Annotated in this window: 10 protein-coding genes; 8 read left to right on the forward strand and 2 right to left on the reverse strand. The window is 69.0% G+C overall.

The window, feature by feature from the left end; genetic code table 11:
• The first annotated feature begins 39 nt into the window (after positions 1–39).
• The 4 genes from LU699_RS06365 (at position 40) to LU699_RS06380 (ending at position 5,712) form a co-directional block, all read left to right on the forward strand.
• The gene (locus LU699_RS06365; protein WP_232134008.1) at positions 40–735 is read left to right on the forward strand and encodes a glutathione binding-like protein; all 696 of its coding nucleotides are present in this window, start codon (positions 40–42) and stop codon (positions 733–735) included.
• 315 nt (positions 736–1,050) lie between these two features.
• On the forward strand, positions 1,051–3,321 hold the full coding sequence (locus LU699_RS06370) for a S9 family peptidase (RefSeq protein ID WP_232149775.1): 2,271 nt from the start codon (positions 1,051–1,053) through the stop codon (positions 3,319–3,321).
• Positions 3,322–3,343: 22 nt separating this feature from the next.
• Complete coding sequence (locus LU699_RS06375) at positions 3,344–3,847, forward strand: cytochrome c oxidase assembly factor Coa1 family protein (RefSeq protein WP_232134006.1); 504 nt, start codon at positions 3,344–3,346, stop codon at positions 3,845–3,847.
• Between the two features lie 68 nt (positions 3,848–3,915).
• Entirely contained in the window at positions 3,916–5,712 is a 1,797-nt protein-coding gene (locus tag LU699_RS06380) for a DUF885 domain-containing protein (protein WP_232134005.1), read from the forward strand.
• 19 nt (positions 5,713–5,731) lie between these two features.
• Here the strand turns inward: LU699_RS06380 and LU699_RS06385 are convergent, their stop codons facing one another.
• Together LU699_RS06385 and LU699_RS06390 are read right to left on the reverse strand one after the other, a co-directional pair.
• The gene (locus LU699_RS06385) at positions 5,732–11,461 is read right to left on the reverse strand and encodes an alpha-2-macroglobulin family protein (protein ID WP_232134004.1); all 5,730 of its coding nucleotides are present in this window, start codon (positions 11,459–11,461) and stop codon (positions 5,732–5,734) included.
• A 107-nt stretch (positions 11,462–11,568) separates the two neighbouring features.
• Entirely contained in the window at positions 11,569–12,273 is a 705-nt protein-coding gene (locus tag LU699_RS06390; RefSeq protein ID WP_232134003.1) for a YdcF family protein, read from the reverse strand.
• A gap of 132 nt (positions 12,274–12,405) precedes the next feature.
• Between LU699_RS06390 and LU699_RS06395 the strand changes: the two genes are divergently transcribed.
• Genes LU699_RS06395 through LU699_RS06410 form a run of 4 tightly spaced genes read left to right on the forward strand, consistent with a single transcriptional unit; the run spans position 12,406 to position 16,859 of the window.
• Positions 12,406–13,605: a beta-ketoacyl-[acyl-carrier-protein] synthase family protein gene (locus LU699_RS06395; RefSeq protein WP_232134002.1), complete on the forward strand. Its 1,200-nt coding sequence runs from the start codon at positions 12,406–12,408 to the stop codon at positions 13,603–13,605.
• Positions 13,602–14,408: a beta-ketoacyl synthase chain length factor gene (locus tag LU699_RS06400; protein WP_232134001.1), complete on the forward strand. Its 807-nt coding sequence runs from the start codon at positions 13,602–13,604 to the stop codon at positions 14,406–14,408. Before LU699_RS06395 ends, LU699_RS06400 begins: the two co-directional genes overlap by 4 nt.
• Complete coding sequence (locus LU699_RS06405; protein ID WP_232134000.1) at positions 14,401–15,228, forward strand: glycosyltransferase family 2 protein; 828 nt, start codon at positions 14,401–14,403, stop codon at positions 15,226–15,228. The genes LU699_RS06400 and LU699_RS06405 overlap by 8 nt, the downstream gene beginning before the upstream one ends.
• Positions 15,228–16,859 carry an NAD(P)/FAD-dependent oxidoreductase gene (locus LU699_RS06410; RefSeq protein ID WP_232133999.1) on the forward strand — a complete coding sequence of 544 codons (1,632 nt, stop codon included), beginning with the start codon at positions 15,228–15,230 and terminating at the stop codon, positions 16,857–16,859. Before LU699_RS06405 ends, LU699_RS06410 begins: the two co-directional genes overlap by 1 nt.
• Positions 16,860–16,886 lie beyond the last annotated feature (27 nt).

Below are 16,886 nucleotides of genomic sequence, written 5' to 3' on the forward strand. Positions count from 1 at the left end.
CCTAGACTCGATGCACCTGTCCCGCGGAGCGTCATCCCCATGATCGATTTCCACTACTGGCCCACCCCCAACGGCCACAAGGTCACCCTGTTTCTCGAAGAAGCCGGCCTCGACTACACGATCCACCCGGTCAACATCGGCAAGGGCGACCAGTTCAAGCCCGAGTACCTCGCGTTCTCGCCGAACAACAAGATGCCGGCGATCATCGACCGCGCACCGGCCGACGGCGGTGAGCCGCAGTCCGTGTTCGAGTCCGGCGCGATCCTGCTGTATCTGGCGGAGAAGTCCGGACAGTTTCTGTCGACCGATCCGCGCGCGCGCATCGAGACACTGGAATGGCTGTTCTGGCAGATGGCCGGCCTCGGCCCGATGACCGGCCAGTACGGCCACTTCAACGTCTACGCGCCGGAGAAGATTCCGTACGCGATCGACCGCTACACCAACGAGGCCAACCGCCTGCTGCAGGTGCTCGACACGCACCTGAAGGGTCGCGACTTCATCGCCGGCGACGCGTATTCGATCGCCGACATGGCGACGTATCCGTGGATTGGCGTCTACGACAAGGCGCCGATCGACATGACCCCGTATCCCGAAGTCCAGCGCTGGCACGCCGCGATCAAGGCACGCCCGGCTACGGAGCGCGCGTATGCGCGAGCGAAAGATGTGAATCCCGACGCCGGCAAGACAATGAGCGACGAGGAAAAGAAGCTGTTGTTCGGGCAGGGCCGTCGCTGAGGCAACGCTGATCAAGGCTGCTTTTGCTCGTCATTCCCGCGAAGGCGGGAATCCAGTGCCTTCACGTTTAAAGGCTTGAAAGTCTCTGGATTCCCGCCTTCGCGGGAATGACGGCTTTTCAGCGTTGCCCTGAAGCATCAGCGCGCGTGGCGGTCTGCACTGCCACGCGTGGATCAGCACACATTCTTTCGCATCCGCGTCGCATGGCGGCTGGTCGGACGGCACGACGCGCCGCGAGGCCTGCGCGGACTGAGCATCACCGGAGCGCCCTCTGCCCACCCGATACACTGGGCGCCTCGCTCCAATGGACCCGCCATGCGCTCCGTACTTGCCGCTGCCGCCCTGATGATCGCCACCGCCTCCGCCCTCGCCGCCACGCCGCCCGCCTCCGGCGGTCTCACGCTCGAAGCCATCACCGGCGATGCGCCGCTGTCGGGTCCGACGCTGATGAAGCCGCAGGTCGCGCCGGATGGTTCGCGTGTGACCTTCCTGCGCGGCAAGGACGAGAACCGCAACCAGCTGGATCTGTGGGAATACGACATCGCCAGCGGGCAGACGCGGATGCTGGTCGATTCGAAGGTCGTGCTGCCGGGCGAGGAAACGCTCAGCGATGCCGAGAAGGCGCGTCGCGAGCGGCAGCGCATTGCGGGCCAGTCCGGCATCGTCGATTACCAGTGGGCGCCGGACGCGCAGCGTCTGCTGTTTCCGCTCGGCGGCGAGCTGTACCTGTACGACCTGTCGAAGTCCGGTTCCGAGGCGGTGCGCCAGCTCACCGACGGCGGCGGCTTCGCGACCGACCCGAAGGTGTCGCCGGGCGGTGGCTTCGTCAGTTTCGTGCGAGCACGCAATCTGTGGGTCATCGATCTCTCCAGCGGCGCCGAGCGCCAGCTGACGACCGATGGCAGCGAGGTGATCGGCAACGGCGTCGCCGAGTTCGTCGCCGACGAGGAAATGAACCGCCACACCGGCTACTGGTGGGCGCCGGACGACAGCGGCATCGCGTATGCGCGCATCGACGAATCGCCGGTGCCGGTGCAGAAGCGTTACGAGGTGTATCCCGATCGCACGGAAGTCGTCGAGCAGCGTTATCCCGCTGCCGGCGACGACAACGTGCGCGTGACCCTGCATGTCGTCGCGCCGCAGGGCGGCACGGTGAAGGACGTCGATCTCGGCAGGAACACCGACATCTATCTCGCCCGCGTGCAGTGGCGCGATGCGCAGCGCCTGACCTTCCAGCGCCAGTCGCGCGACCAGCGGACGCTCGAACTCATCGAGACCACGCTCGCCACCGGTGCGCAGCGCACGCTGGTCACCGAGCGTGGCCGCACCTGGGTGCCACTGCACGACAGCCTGCGCTTCCTCGATGACGGCCGCTTCGTGTGGTCGTCCGAGCGCGATGGCTTCCAGCATCTTTATCTCGCGTCCGAAGACGGACGCCGCATGACCCAGCTCACGCAGGGCGACTGGCCGGTCGACGAACTGCTGGCGGTCGATGCCACGGCAGGCCTGGCTTACTTCCGCGCCGGCATGGCGCTCGAAAACGGCAAGGCGCTGCCGCGCGCGACCGAATCGCGGCTCTACAGCGTCGGCCTCGACGGCAAGCGCGCCTACACCGCGCTGTCGACCGAACCCGGCATGCACGGCGCCAGCTTCGCGCGCAATGCGTCGGTCTACGTCGACAGCTGGTCGAACACGACCACGCCGCCGCAGATCGCACTGCACCGCGCCGACGGCACGCAGCTCGCGACGCTGGTCGAGAACGATCTCGCCACGCCCGGTCATCCCTATGCGCCGTTCCTCGCGGCGCATCGCCCCACCGAGTTCGGCACGCTGACCGCCGCCGACGGCCGCACGCCGCTGCACTACTCGCTGATCAAGCCGGCGGACTTCGACGAGACCAAGCCGCATCCGGTCGTCGTGTTCGTCTACGGCGGACCGGCCGCGCAGACCGTACTGAACACCTGGCCCGGCCGCGCCGACGCGAGCTTCCACCAGTACCTCGCGCAGCAGGGCTATGTGGTGTTTTCGCTGGACAACCGCGGCACACCGCGTCGCGGCCGTGATTTCGTCGGCGCGCTGTACGAGCGCCAGGGCACGGTCGAGGTCGAGGACCAGGTGCGCGGCGTCGAATGGCTGAAGTCGCAGTCGTGGGTCGACGGCGACCGCATTGCCGTCAACGGCTGGTCGAACGGCGGCTACATGACGCTGATGCTGCTGGCAAAAGCGCCCGACGCCTACGCGTGCGGCATCGCCGGCGCACCGGTCGCCGACTGGGCGCTCTACGACACGCACTACACCGAGCGCTACATGAATCTGCCGAAGGCCAACGTCGACGGCTACCGCGAGGCCAGCGTGTTCACCCACGCCGACCACATCAAGCCGAATGCGCTGCTGCTGATCCACGGCATGGCCGACGACAACGTGTTGTTCACCAATGCCACGCGGCTGATGAGCCAGCTGCAGCAGGCCGGCACGCCGTTCGAACTGATGACGTATCCGGGTGCCAAGCACGGCTTGCGCGGACGCGACGCGTTGCACCGCTATCGCACCAGCGAAGCGTTCTTCGCGCGTTGCCTGGCGCCCTGACCGCACACGCCTGAGCACACGCATGTCCACGATTCCGCCCCCATTGCCGCCGCGTCCCGCGCCTGTGCCGCCACCGCCGCGTGGCTGGTGGCAGCGCAACTGGAAGTGGGCGTTGCCGGTCGTCGTGGTCACGTTCGTCGCACTGGTGGCGGCGTTCGTCGCGATGATGCTGTTCGCGATCCGCGGTTCGATGATGCGCTCGGATGTCTACGCCGATGCACTGGCACGCGCCCGCGCGCATCCGGAACTCGTCGCGACGATCGGCACGCCGATCACGCCCGGCTTCATGCCGATGGGCTCGGTCAGCACCTCGAGCGAGGACGGCGGCTCGGGCCGGGCTGACCTGGTGATCGGCATCGAAGGCCCGCGCGGCGAAGGTCGCCTCATCGCGACTGCCGACCGTCGGTTGGGTGCGTGGACCTGGGAGTCGCTGCTGTACGTGCCGGGCGACAACGATCTGGAGCAGATCATCCGGATTGCCGAAGCAGATACGCCGGTCGAACACCACGCACTGCCGGCGCCGTGACCTCCGGCCATTGCCGGCACGCACGCGAGCGCCTACGGTCGGCGTTCGTCCTTGCCGCTGGTGCTGCCATGAAACCGCTTGTTCTCGCGATCGCCCTGTCCCTCGCCGCGCCGCTCACGGCCCTCGCCCACACCGATGACGCCAAGGCCGCCGTCGCCGCGTCGCAGACCGCATCGCCGGCCTGGGTCACGCGCAGCAACGAACTCTCGCAGATCCTGATCGACGCCCAAGCGCCGTTCCAGCCCGAATTCGCCGGTTTCTTCGGCGTGCCCGGCTACGACGACCAGGTCGCCGACTTCGGTCCCGACAATGCCGCGCGCTACCGCGCGTCGCTCGCCGGCGCGCGTACGAAGCTGCAGACCCAGCTCGAACTCGAGCGCGATGCCAACGTGCGCCAGGACCTGCAGATCCTTCTGACCAGCATCGATCAGAGCATCGAAGGCAGCACGCTCAACGAGAAGTACCTGCTGCCGTGGTCGGATGCCCCGCAGCAGATCTTCGGCGGCATCAACGATCTGCTGTCGGCGCAGACGCCGCCCGAACGCCGGGCCAAGGCGATCGACCGTCTCAAGCGCTACACCGGCCTGACCGAAGGCAGCCCGCCGATCACCGAGCTCGCACGGGCGCGCTACGAAGAACGCCTGTCGAATCCCGAACTGCTGCAGCCGGCGAAGCTCGAAGTGCAACGCGCACTCGACGGCACCGACACCTACATCGCCGGCATCCGCAAGCTGTTCGAGGAATACAAGGTCGAAGGTGCGGAGGAAGCGCTGGACGCGGCCGCGAAGCAGATCACCGACTACGCCACGTGGACCCGCACGACCGTGCTGCCGAAGGCGCGCGAAGACACGCGCCTGCCGCCCGAGCTCTATGCGTTCGGGCTCAAGCAGTACGGCACCGATGTCGACCCGCAGCTGCTGATGCAGCGCGCGCAGCTGGCCTTCATGGAAATCCGCGCGCAGATGCAGCAGCTCGCGCCGCTGGTCGCCAAGGAAAAGGGCATCGACGCGACCGACTATCGCGAGGTGATCGCCGCGCTCAAGCGCGACACGATTCCCAATGCGCGTCTGGAAGCGAGCTATCGCGAAGTGATCGACGCGATCGATCCGATCATCGAACGCGAGAACATCGTCGACGTGCCCCAGCGTGAGATGCAGATGCGATTGGGTTCGGACGCCGAATCGGCCGCGCAGCCCGCGCCGCATTTCCGCCCGGCGCCACTGGTCGGCAATACCGGTCAGCAGGGCACGTTCGTGCTGCCGGTCGGCAACCCCGGCGGCACCGGCGACGACGCGGCCTATGACGATTTCAACTTCGACGCCGTGCGCTGGACGCTGTCCGCGCACGAAGGCCGCCCCGGCCACGAGCTGCAGTTCACCGCGATGGTCGAACGCGGCGTGTCACTGGCGCGTTCGATGTTCGCGTTCAACTCGGTCAACGTCGAAGGCTGGGCGCTGTATGCCGAAGCCGAACTGGTGCCCTACGAGCCACTCGACGGCCAGCTGATCGCGCTGCAGTTCCGCCTGCTGCGCGCCGCCCGCGCGATGCTCGACCCGATGCTCAACCTCGGCACCATCGACCGCGAACGCGCCGGTCGCGTGCTGACCGAAGAAGTGATGCTGTCGCCGGCGATGGCGCGCCAGGAACTGGACCGCTACACCTTCAACGCACCGGGCCAGGCCACGAGCTACTTCTACGGCTACACCCGCATCCTCGAACTGCGCATGCGCACCGAACTGGCGCTGGGCGCGAAGTTCGACCGCCGCGCGTTCAACAACTTCCTGCTCGACCAGGGCCTGCTGCCGCCGGACCAGCTGGCCGAAGCGGTGGAGACGGTGTTCATCCCGGCACAGCAGCGCCGTTGATGACCCGGGACGCGGGGCCTCAGGGCCCCGCGTCCACGACCACGCGAAGCGCGGCAGTGCGTGCGTTGCTGGCGCCGCCGTACATCAGTTCGGCGGTGGCCGGCGCGGCGAGATAGTCGCCGCCGTTGCCGGCGCGCAGGAAGTAGTGCAGCGCGTGCGTGCCCGCCGGCAGACGTTCGGCATAGAAACGCGGCAACCGCGGATCGAGGCGGCGCGTCGCGAACCAGGCACTGCCGGTGTCGGACACCTGTTGCAGATCGAGTCCCGCCGTCGCACCCAGTGCGAGATGGGTCGGCCGCAGTCCGCCCGGCGCCGCATCAGTGACGGCAACGAAATAGCGTGGCGCACTGGTGCGCACAGTCAGGGTGACGCGCAGCCAGTCGCCTTCACGCACGCTGGCCCCCTCGACCGGCGTCCATGCACCGTCGCGCAATACCGCGTACTGGCGCTCGATCGAGAAGCCGACCGCCGACGCGCGGGCCTGACGTGCGTCCTCGTCGAACGCGATCTCGGCGATGTAACCGGCCGGTGCATCGCCCGAGGACCGGTTGGCGATCGCGAGCCGTCCATCCGCCGGCAGGGCGTCCTGCGTTTCCGCCTGTACGTCACCGGGCGCGACGGTCAGCACACGCTCGGCCGACGTACCGGGCTGCAGTGCGGCGGACACCGTACCGGTGCCCGGCAGCGCCACATCGCGCAGTGCAAGCAGACAGATCGCACCGCTCTGCGTATCGACCGACGGCGTGCCACCGGCATACAGGTCGCCGAGGCCCGCGATCAATGCGCGACGCTCGCCGGCATACGCCGTATCGCCACGTAGAAGGTCGATCAGCGCGCACTGCTCGCGCAGCGGCGAACCCATCCAACGGGTGGCATCGCCAGCGGCACGCAAGGTCCGCACCGGACCCTGTGCAGGCGCCTCCTGCAGCAGGCGCGCGAGTGCGTCATCGGCCGACGCGTGCTTCGCGTGCCGCATGCCCGACGCCAGGGCGATGCGTGCAGGCATCGCGAGCGAGTCCCAGCGCGCGAACGCGTCCTCGAACAGATCCGCCGGCGCGTCATGGAACATGCCGACTGCAAATGCACGTTCGTTGGCCGCGATGGCGTCGGCGTCCTTCGGCAAAGGGATACGTGCGCGCTCGGCGAGGAAATTTCGGGCACGCTGGTCGATGCCGGCGTCGACCGGATGGCCCAGTCGGCGCAGTTCGTCGAACGCGCGGACCGTCCACGCGGTCAGCGCGAACTGCGCGCGGGCGCCGGCATACATCGCCTCTTCGCCGTCGGCGAAGAAACGGACATCGCCGCTGCGATTCTGGAACACGGCGGCGTTGTCGAGCGCTTCGCGCACCGCTGCTTCGGCACCGGGCCAGTCGGCGGTGTCGTCGCGTTCGATCGCGAGTGCGGCCGCGATGGCGCGGCTGAGGATCTGTTCCCAGCAGCGATGACGGTAGTCGCGCATGTCGCCGGTCCAGCGCGAGACGAGGCCGGCGACGCCGTGCTGCAGGGTGACGTGCAGATGCGCGTTGCTCGCGCTGTCCGGCAGTTGCGGCAGCGCCAGCGAGACCGGCGCATCGCCGAGCCAGCCGGCCTGCAGCCGGCGGCCGCGGATCGTGGGCGGCGCGACTTCAATCGTCGCCGCGACTGCATCGCTGCCGGCGTCCGCCTCGGCCATTGCGAGCACCTGCAGCGTGCCAGGCACCGCAGGCTCGATGGCGGTCGCGATGCTGGTCTGTCCACGCGGCGACAGCGTCACCGACTGCACGTCGCGCACCGGCGGATCGAGGCCTTCGATCTGCAACGTCCCCTGCACGTCCGCCGGCGCGTCGCCCGACTGGCGCAGGTTCGCGGCCAGGCGCGCGCGGTCTCCGGGATACAGCCGCACCGGCGTTTGCAGGCGCACTTCGATCGGCAGTCCTGTTTCCAGCGTCGCTTCGGCGACGCGGAAGTCATCGTCGGCGTCGCTGCTCCACGCAATCGCGCGCCAGCGGGTCAGATTGTCGGGCAGCGTCAGCGGCACCTCGCGGGTTTCGCCGGGTGCCAGCCGCACGCGCGGCAGCCACAGTGCCGCGTCTGCGAAATGCGAACGGACGCGGGCACTCGCCTGCAGTGCGCGATCCATGTCGCTGTCACGCGCCTCATCAATATCGAGATCACGGCGACCGCTGCCTGCCTCGGCGACGGCATCGGCGAGACGGCTGCCGGTCACCACGATCTGATCGAGACTCGACGGCATCGGATCCACGCTAGCACCGATGTCCATGCTCGGGGTGGGTGCGGGCGGCGACGGGGGCGCAGGCGTATCCATCGGGCTTGCATCATCGAACACGACCGGCGGCGACTCGGGTGGCGGAGGCACAGCAGCGCCGCCATCCGTCGTCGCGGTGCCGTCTCCGGCGGCCGTCCACGGCAGGCGAACTTCCCAGCGGCCGGACCGCCGCCACTGCGAGAAGCCCGCGGTGGCCGGCATCGCCTGGTACTGGCGTCCGCCCAGCCATGCATAGCCCGCCGGATCCGAGTAAGCGAGAAACGGCGCTGCAAGCGCGCGCAGCGCATCGTCGACCACGGTCAGGGTGACCTCGCGCGGGCGGGGGCCGGCGTTGTGCAGGCGCACCACGTGGCGCGCGCCGGGCGACGCCTGGCCGACATCGAATGCGACCGTGACCGCTGCGTCCGAAGCATCCTCCACGGGTATCGGTACGTCGGCGCGCAGCGACGTCACGTCCGGAGCATCGCGGATGCCGCCAACGACCTCGGGCGGCGATGCATCGCGCACGAACGCATGCAGCACGGGTGTCCCGCGCCAGGCGCGCGACGTGGGCAGGGTGAGCTGTGCGGGCGTGCTGCCGAGAGTCTCGACCCGATGCGTCAGCAGCGTGTCGTCGCCGGCCGCGAACACCAGCAGGGCGCGGGCACGTGCGTGCGGCTGGCGCAGAACGAAACGGGCCGCGTCGCCTGCGGTCGACACGGGCTCCGCCAGTTCCAGCATCGGAGCCTGGCGCGCCGTCGAAGCCGTCCAGCCGTCCCAGACATGGCGCACGAGCGTTGCCGGCGCGGCGTCACCACTGCGTGCCGTGAACCGGTAACGCCCCGGCGCCTTGCGCGGCACGTCGCAGGTCATCGCCTCGCGGGTCGGCACGCTACAGCGCGCGACCACGTTGGACGCCGCGTCCGCTGCGGCGTCGTGCGGCTGGTAGTCGACCACGACCTCGACCGGTGCATCGACGACCGCGCCGTCGGCATCGATGATCAGACCTTGCAGCGTCACCGGCGTGCTGGCATCGAACGCGCGCGGCTCGACCTGCAGACCTACGAAGCGGCCATAGCGGCTGTAACGCGCGGTCGCCGCATTGCTCGCGGTCGCCTCGCGATCGCCAGGGCGCAGCTCGGCGATGACACGTAGATCACCGAACGGAACCGGCGTCGCGGCGGGCGCATGCATGGTGACGGGCTGGACGATGCGTACGCGGCCGTCAGGCCCGGTGACCGGTGCCGGGTCGACCGCGTCGGCCAGGCGGACCGGCCCGTGGCCGGCGAAGGATTCGATGAAGGTGTACGCCGCGTGCTGTGGATAGGCCGATCCGATCCCGCGCGGTGTCACGGTCGCGGTCACGCGTGACAGGGCGATGTCTGCCGCCGGTCCGCCCGAGTAGTAGCCGGCCGACACATCGACATCGAACCGTTCGCCGTCGCGCAGCACGCGCGGCGCATCGCCCTTGGCTTCGACCCAGAGATCCTGCGCGCGGTGTGTGCCGACGAAGAAGCAGGTGCCTTGCACGTCGTGGTCCTCACCGATACCGATGCAGTAGGTGCCATCGGTGAGATGCACCGGCAACGCGAGTTCGCCATCGATGCTGCCATCGGCGTCGGGCTTGGCGTCCCAGCGAAGGATCGTCCGGCCTCGACCACGGTCGAACAGCTGAAGCGCATGCGCAGGCTGCGTCTCGAGGCGCAGCAGCCGGCCACCACTGCGCTCGCGTTGCCACAGCCGGTAACGCACGGTCTCGCCGCTGCGGTACATCGGCCGGTCGGAGACACCCCAGGTCTGCATTGGTGCGGCCTGGGCGAGACTCACGTTGTGCGCGGCCGGCTGCCACGCCGGCAGCACGGCCCGCAACGCACGGTCACCGCGTCCCTGGCTGGCGCGCAGCAGCCACATCGGAAAGCCGTTCCCGGCTTGCGCGCTGTCGGCGATGACATCGGGGACGCGCAGACGCGCGACGCCGTCCCGGTCGGTTCTCGCAGTAGCGACCACGCGCGGCGTGGCGTCGGCGTGGTCCATCCACAGCAGTTCCACCTGCGCGCCGATGATCGGCGCATCCGCGTCCCAGGTGTTCGCCCAGGCCAGCACTTCGCGACGCCCGGCGACCGCGAACAGATCGAAGTCCGGGGCAGCGAATTCGAGTGTCGAGGGATTCGCGCCGACGTCCGGACGCCAGCGCGCCCAGCCGCCTTCACCCAGCACGCGCGTGGTGACATCCGATTCGATTGGCTGCGCCTGGGCGAGCGCAGGCGCTTGCGCGACGGCGCGGCCGGTGTGCAGCGTGCGACCGACGCCGGTCACGTCGATGTCGACACGCGCGGTGTTGACCGCTTCGGCGAGCACCGCCGGCATCTGCGCACCGTCTGCGATCAGGCGGCGCTGCCCGGGTGCGCGCAGCCCGGGGCGGAACGGCCCGATCCGCAGATCGATCCGTGCAGGTTCGATCGCGGTCGACGTGTCCGAGGCGCGCAAGCCGGCGCCCACGTCGAGCGTCGTGGCGGCCCCCGGTGTCTCGAAGACCATGCGCGCCGAGCGGCCCGGCGCCGCCGCGATCGACCGGCCATCGTCGGCGTACACGCCCGACTGGTCGGACCAGTTGAGGAAGCGCGCGCCCGCCGGCAGCGCGGCGACCCAGCGTGCCTCGTCGGCGGGCTCGAGCGCGCGCGAGAACCAGACTTCGACCGGTTCGCCGGCGACGCAGGCCAGCGACACCACGCCATCGCGATTGCGCGCATACGCCGGCCGTCCCGGCGCCGCGCACTGCCCGCCGCGAACACGGAAGGATTCATGCGCGAGCACACGCAACAGCGACGCGTCCTGGGTGCTGGGCAGCGGACCGGCAGTGCTGCGCAGTCCGGGCGCGACGGACAGCTCGACGATCCGGTCGTGCCCCTCGGGCAGGCCCAGCGCGTGGACGTCGAAATCGAAGTGGACAGCCTGGCGGCGGCCCGGAGTGGAAACGGACGCGAGTGCCGAGGCTGGCAGGGTCACCGGCCTGCCGTCGACACGCAGGCGCAGTGCCGCGGCCACGGCCTCGCGCGCGGCCGGCAGCGACGACGTGATGCGAATCGTCGGCAGGCCGTCGCGCCAGCGGGTGGCGAACGCGGAGAGCGTGGGTCGTTCGGTCTCCGCCTCCAGCACGCGCGGCGCGACGGCCGCGCCCTGCTGCGTGGTCAGGCCCGCGGCGACCTGGACGCGATAACGCGTCGCAGGTGTTGGAATCGCATCGCCGAAATCGCATTCGAGCGACAGGTCGCTGCTCCAGCTGCAGGTCGTCGGCAGTTCGGGCTGCAGGCGCACGAGCCCATCGCTGCGCGGGTTGTCCCAGATGCGCATCGGTTCGGAGAACCGCAACTGCAGACCGCCGTGTTCGAAGCTGGCGTCGATCCGCGTCGCATGCGCGGCACACGATGCGAAGCCGCAAACCAGTGCAACCGCCAGTCCCACCGAACGGCGCGTCCACGCGCCTGCCACGTTTGCTGCCCGCATCGTCCTGCCGCTCCCTGCCGAAGACGCGACCAGCCTACACGGCGCGCGCATGCACTTATCGACGCGACGGCAACGGCAGTGCGATCACTGCGCGCGTGCGACGCGCTTCAGCTGATCCGGTCGATCAACCGTCGATGCCCGATCAACCGCGCCCAGCGCATGCCGATGTCGAGCCAGCAGACGTAGGCCGCCTCGCCGGCGATGCGCCACAGCATGCCGGGGCGCCAGGACAGTGCGGGTTCGGCCGCGCACAGTTCCCAGTGCAGGCCGAGGCCACGTGCGAACAGGGCGCAGCGCGCGAGGTGGTAGCGACTGCTGAGCAGGGTGACCCGGCGCGTGGGCGCGTCGGGATCGACCGCGGCGGCGGCCAGCAGACTGCGCGCGTTGCGCAGGTTCTGCAGCGTGTCGCGCGAGGCGTCCTCGAGCACCAGCGGTGCGTCGTCGGGCACGCCCATCGCGTACAGGGCGTCGCGCGCCAGCGCGGCTTCGGTCGGCTTGCCGATCGGGCCGCCGCCGAGCAGCAGCACACTGCCCGGCGCATGCGAGGTCCACAGCGTCGCCGCACGCGACAGCCGCGCCTGGAAATCCGCGTCCAGCCGCCCCTGCGGCGAATGCTTGCCGAACACCAGCACGCATTCGCCACTGACCGGTACGCAGGGCGCATTGCGCGCGATCCGCAACACGTGCACGACGTAGCCCACGTAGACCAGCCCGAGGCTCAGCACGCAGGCCGCCGCCGCGACCACGAGCGTATGCAGGGCATCGCGGTCGGCCAGTCTGTTCAGGCGGTGCAGCAGGCGGGTGCGGGCCATCGTGAAGCAGGGTCTCGAAGCGTGCGGAACTGGGGCTGACCCTGAAGTCTAGCCTCACGATGCGCTCGCTATACTCGGCCGCCTGATCGCCCCCGGATTCATTGCGTGCCTGAACCGCTGTCCCCGCCGCCGATGCCGGCACTCGCCATCCGCGCGTTCACTGCCACTACCGCGCTCGGCCGTGGCAATGCCGCGCAGGCTGCGGCGCTGCGTGAACGACGCGGTGGACTGCGCCGCAACGATTTCGGTCCGACACCGCTGCCGACCTGGATCGGCCGCGTCGACGGTGTGGAAGACGCGCCGCTGCCGTCCGCACTGTCGCGCTGGGAATGCCGCAACAACCGGCTCGCGTGGCTGGCGCTGCAGCAGGACGGCGTGCTCACCGCGCTCGACACGATGGTCGCGAAGTACGGTGCGGATCGCGTCGCGCTGGTCGTCGGCACGTCGACATCGAGCATCGGCGCAAGCGAAGAAGCCTATGCGCGCGCGGATGCCGACGCCGATGGCGTGCGGGATTTCCCCGACGATCTCGCCCGGCCGATCGTGCACACCCCGCATTCGCTGGGCGATTTCCTGCAGCACGCCACCGGTCTGCGTGGCCCCTGCATCACCGTCGCCACTGCCTGTTCGTCGAGCGCGAAAGTATTCGCGCAGGCGTCGCGGATGATCGGAGCCGGTCTCGTCGATGCGGCGCTGGTCGGCGGCGTCGACACGCTGTGCGGCAGCGTGCTGTTCGGCTTCAACGCGCTCGGCCTGGTGTCGACCGAACGCTGCCGCCCGTTCGACGCGACGCGTGATGGTCTGTCGCTGGGCGAGGCCGGCGGATTCGCCGTACTCGAGCGCGCGGCCGCCGGCGACGCTGGCCTGCAGCTGCGCGGCTACGGTGAATCCAGCGATGCGCACCACATGTCGGCGCCGCATCCCGAAGGTCTTGGCGCGACGCTGGCGATGCGCGACGCGCTCGATCGTGCCGGCATCGAATCCGCGGACGTCGGTTATCTCAATCTGCATGGCACATCGACGCCGGCCAACGATTCGGTCGAGGCGCGCGCGGTCGATGCGCTGTTCCCGGCCATGCTGCACGCCAGTTCGACCAAGGGCTGGACCGGCCACACGCTCGGCGCGGCCGGCATCGTCGAATCGGTGTTCGCCCTGCTCGCGCTGGAGAACGGCCTGCTGCCGGGCATTCTCGACAGCACGGTGCGCGATCCCGCGTGTGGCCCGCAGATCCGCTTCGACAATGCGCAGGCCGACATCCGCTTCGCAATGAACAACTCTTTCGGCTTCGGCGGCAACAACTGTTCACTGGTGTTCGGCAAGGTGGCGGCGTGAACGCGCTGACCGCGACGATCGCCGGCATCGGCTTCTGGACCGACGGCCTGCCGGACTGGGACGCTGCCCGTGCGTTCGCACGCGACGGCACCCGCCCCGACAACGCGCCGGCACGTCCCTCACCGCAGCTGCTGGCGCCGAACGAACGTCGACGCGCGCCGGGCTCGGTCGCGGTCGCGCTCGAAGTGGCGATGGCTGCCTGCCGCGATGCCGGCATCGCACCGGAAACGCTGCCGTCGGTGTTCGCTTCGACGCACGGCGATCTGGGCATCACCGATTACATGTGCGACACGCTGTCGACCGATCCCACCGCGATCTCGCCGACGAAGTTCCATAACTCCGTGCACAACGCCGCGGCGGGTTACTGGACCATCGGCGCGCACTGCACCGAGGCGACGACCGCGCTCAGCGCCTACGACGCGACGTTCGCCCAGGGCCTGCTCGAAGCGATGATGCAGCTCGCCACCGGCACGCCGGCCGTGCTGCTGGTCGCCTACGACACCGCGTCCGCCGGCCTGCTCGGCACCGTGACGCACAGCGAAGGCCTGCTCGGCGCCGCGCTGGTGCTGGTGCGTGACGGCGACGGCCCCCGCATCAGCGCGAGCCTGCGCGACGGCGCCGATCTCGAATCGCCCGGCCCGCTCGGCACACATGCCGAACGCAACGCGATGGCGCAGATGCTGCCGTTGTTCGATGCGCTGGCCACCGGCGGATCGCGCGCCGTGCTGCGCGCCGGTCCACACCGTTCGCTGTCGCTGGAGATTGCCGACGCGCAGTCGCAAGCGGAGCCGGCGCATGGCTGAACATCCGCATCTGCACCGCGGCAATGTTGCGGTGGTGATTCCGGCGCTCAACGAGGCGCTGCGCATCGACGAGGTCGTCAGCGAGGCGCTGGCGTACAGCGAGCATGTGATCGTCGTCGACGACGGCTCCGACGACGCCACGCCCGACATCGTCGCCGCCCTGCCGGTCACGCTGCTGCGACATCCGCGGCGCATGGGCAAGGGCCAGGCACTGCGCGACGGATTCGCCGAAGCGCGGCGACGCGGCTTCGCGGCGGTGGTCACGATGGATGGCGACGGCCAGCATCGCGCGAGCGACATCCCGCGGATGATCGAAGCCGCGAACCGCCATCCGAACTGCATCGTCAACGGCGCGCGCCTGAAGAAGCGTGGCACCCAGCCCTGGTACCGGCGGATCGGCAACGATTTCGGCGACTGGGGCATCGCCTGGGCCTGCGGTTACCGCATGGTCGACACGCAGAGCGGGCAGCGGCTGTATCCGGTCTCGGTACTCGCACTCGACGACATTCCCGGCGAAGGCTTCGTGTTCGAAGCGCAGATCCTGATCAGCGCCGCGCGCCAGCTCGGCTGCGGCGTGGTGTCGGTACCGGTGGAGACGCGCTACCACTGCGCGGATTCCGACGAGCAGTTCCGCAAGAGTCACTTCCGCCTCTATCGCGACCTGAAACTGATCACCCTGCATGTGCTCAAGCAGGTGCTGACGCGTGGCGATCTGCTGCGCACCTGGCGCGCCAAGCGTGCGAATCCGCCGGTGATCTTCGATCCCGGCGCAACGCCCGACGCGATGCTCGCTTCCGAACCCATGCAAGGCGCTGGATGATGCAGACCACGACCCGCACCGATGTCGCGATTCTCGGCGGCGGGCTCGCCGGGCTCACCCTCGCCCTGCAACTGCGCCAGCGCGATCCCACCTGCGCGGTCACCGTGATCGAACGTCGCGCGCATCCGGTGCGCGAAGCCGCGCACAAGGTCGGCGAGTCCACGGTCGAGATCGGCGCGCATTACCTGGCCAAAGTGCTGGGGCTGGAAGCGCATCTGGAAAGCGAACAGATCCGCAAGTTCGGCTTCCGGTTCTTCTTCTCCGAAGGCAGCCACGCGATCGACCAGTGCACCGAACTCGGCGTGAGCCAGTTGCTGCCGACGCCGTCGTGGCAGATCGACCGCGGCCGTTTCGAGAACTTCCTCGGTGAGCGCGCGCGCGAACTCGGCGTGCAGTTCGAAGATGCCGCCGTGGTGCGCGAACTGACGATGGCCGGCGACGGCGCGGACGATCACGTCATCGCATTCGAGCGCGATGGCGCGACGCACACCCTGCAAAGCCGCTGGCTGATCGATGCCAGCGGCCGCGCCGGTCTACTCAAGCGCAAGCTCGATCTCGCCCAGCCCAATGACCATGACGCCAATGCGGTGTGGTGGCGCGTGGACGGCATCATCGATCCCAATGCCTGGTCGCACGACGCCGGCTGGTTGCAGCGTTGCGATCCGCCGGACCGCTGGCGCTCGACCAACCACATGTGTGGGCCGGGCTACTGGTTCTGGCTGATTCCGCTGGCCTCGGGTTCGCACTCGCTGGGCATCGTCTGCGACGCGAAGATGCATCCGCTCGAGACCATGAACACCCACGCGAAAGCGATGGACTGGCTGCGCACGCATCAGCCGCAGGTCGCCGCGACGCTCGACCGCAGCGAACACACGCTGCAGGACTTCCTGTTCCTGCGGCACTTCTCCTACGGCTGCAAGCAGCTGTTCTCGCGCGAACGCTGGGCGCTGACCGGCGAGGCCGGGCTGTTCCTCGATCCGTTCTACTCGCCGGGCACCGACTTCATCGCCATCGGCAACACCTACATCTGCGATCTGATCGGCAAGGACCGCGCGGGCAGTGATTTCCGGCCCTACGTCGCGCTGTACCAGCAGCTGTACATGTCGTTCTACGAGAACACGCTGACCCTGTATCAGGACCAGTACCCGCTGTTCGGCGACGAGCAGGTCATGCCGGTCAAGGTGATCTGGGACTACACGTATTACTGGTCGCTGCTGACGCCGCTGTTCTTCGCCGATCGTCTGACCAGCATGCCGGTGCTCGGCCGACTGCGTCCTGCGTTCACCGAAGCGAGCGCGCTCAATCTCGCCCTGCAGCAGCTGCTGCGCGAATGGGGCCGCCGCAATAGTGAAGGCGACGGCGCCGCGTCCGGCGCGCGCCTGCTCGACCAGTTCGGCATCGACTGGTTCCGCGCGATGAACGCCGCACTCAACGACACGCTCGATGACAATGCGCTGGTCGCGCGCATCGAAGACAACGTGTCGCGCATGCGCTGGCTCGCGATCGAGATCCTGCAGCGCGCGCAAGGCGCCCACGCCGACATCGACGACTTCGGCCTGACCACATTGCTCGGCGATGCACCGGTCACGCCACCGTCGCTGTCCGCGCGCTGGTACGCCGACGCGGCCTGAGCGGGCACAATCGAACACCTTCAATCT

The organism is Luteimonas fraxinea, assembly GCF_021233355.1.
GTDB classification, from domain to species: domain Bacteria; phylum Pseudomonadota; class Gammaproteobacteria; order Xanthomonadales; family Xanthomonadaceae; genus Luteimonas; species Luteimonas fraxinea.

Excerpts from the sequence above, each read along its gene's own strand:
- LU699_RS06365 (WP_232134008.1), top strand. The coding sequence starts at position 40 with ATGATCGATTTCCACTACTGGCCCACCCCCAACGGCCACAAGGTCACC.
- LU699_RS06370 (WP_232149775.1), top strand. The coding sequence starts at position 1,051 with ATGCGCTCCGTACTTGCCGCTGCCGCCCTGATGATCGCCACCGCCTCC.
- LU699_RS06375 (WP_232134006.1), top strand. The coding sequence starts at position 3,344 with ATGTCCACGATTCCGCCCCCATTGCCGCCGCGTCCCGCGCCTGTGCCG.
- LU699_RS06380 (WP_232134005.1), top strand. The coding sequence starts at position 3,916 with ATGAAACCGCTTGTTCTCGCGATCGCCCTGTCCCTCGCCGCGCCGCTC.
- LU699_RS06385 (WP_232134004.1), bottom strand. The coding sequence starts at position 11,461 with ATGCGGGCAGCAAACGTGGCAGGCGCGTGGACGCGCCGTTCGGTGGGA.
- LU699_RS06390 (WP_232134003.1), bottom strand. The coding sequence starts at position 12,273 with ATGGCCCGCACCCGCCTGCTGCACCGCCTGAACAGACTGGCCGACCGC.
- LU699_RS06395 (WP_232134002.1), top strand. The coding sequence starts at position 12,406 with ATGCCGGCACTCGCCATCCGCGCGTTCACTGCCACTACCGCGCTCGGC.
- LU699_RS06405 (WP_232134000.1), top strand. The coding sequence starts at position 14,401 with ATGGCTGAACATCCGCATCTGCACCGCGGCAATGTTGCGGTGGTGATT.
- LU699_RS06410 (WP_232133999.1), top strand. The coding sequence starts at position 15,228 with ATGCAGACCACGACCCGCACCGATGTCGCGATTCTCGGCGGCGGGCTC.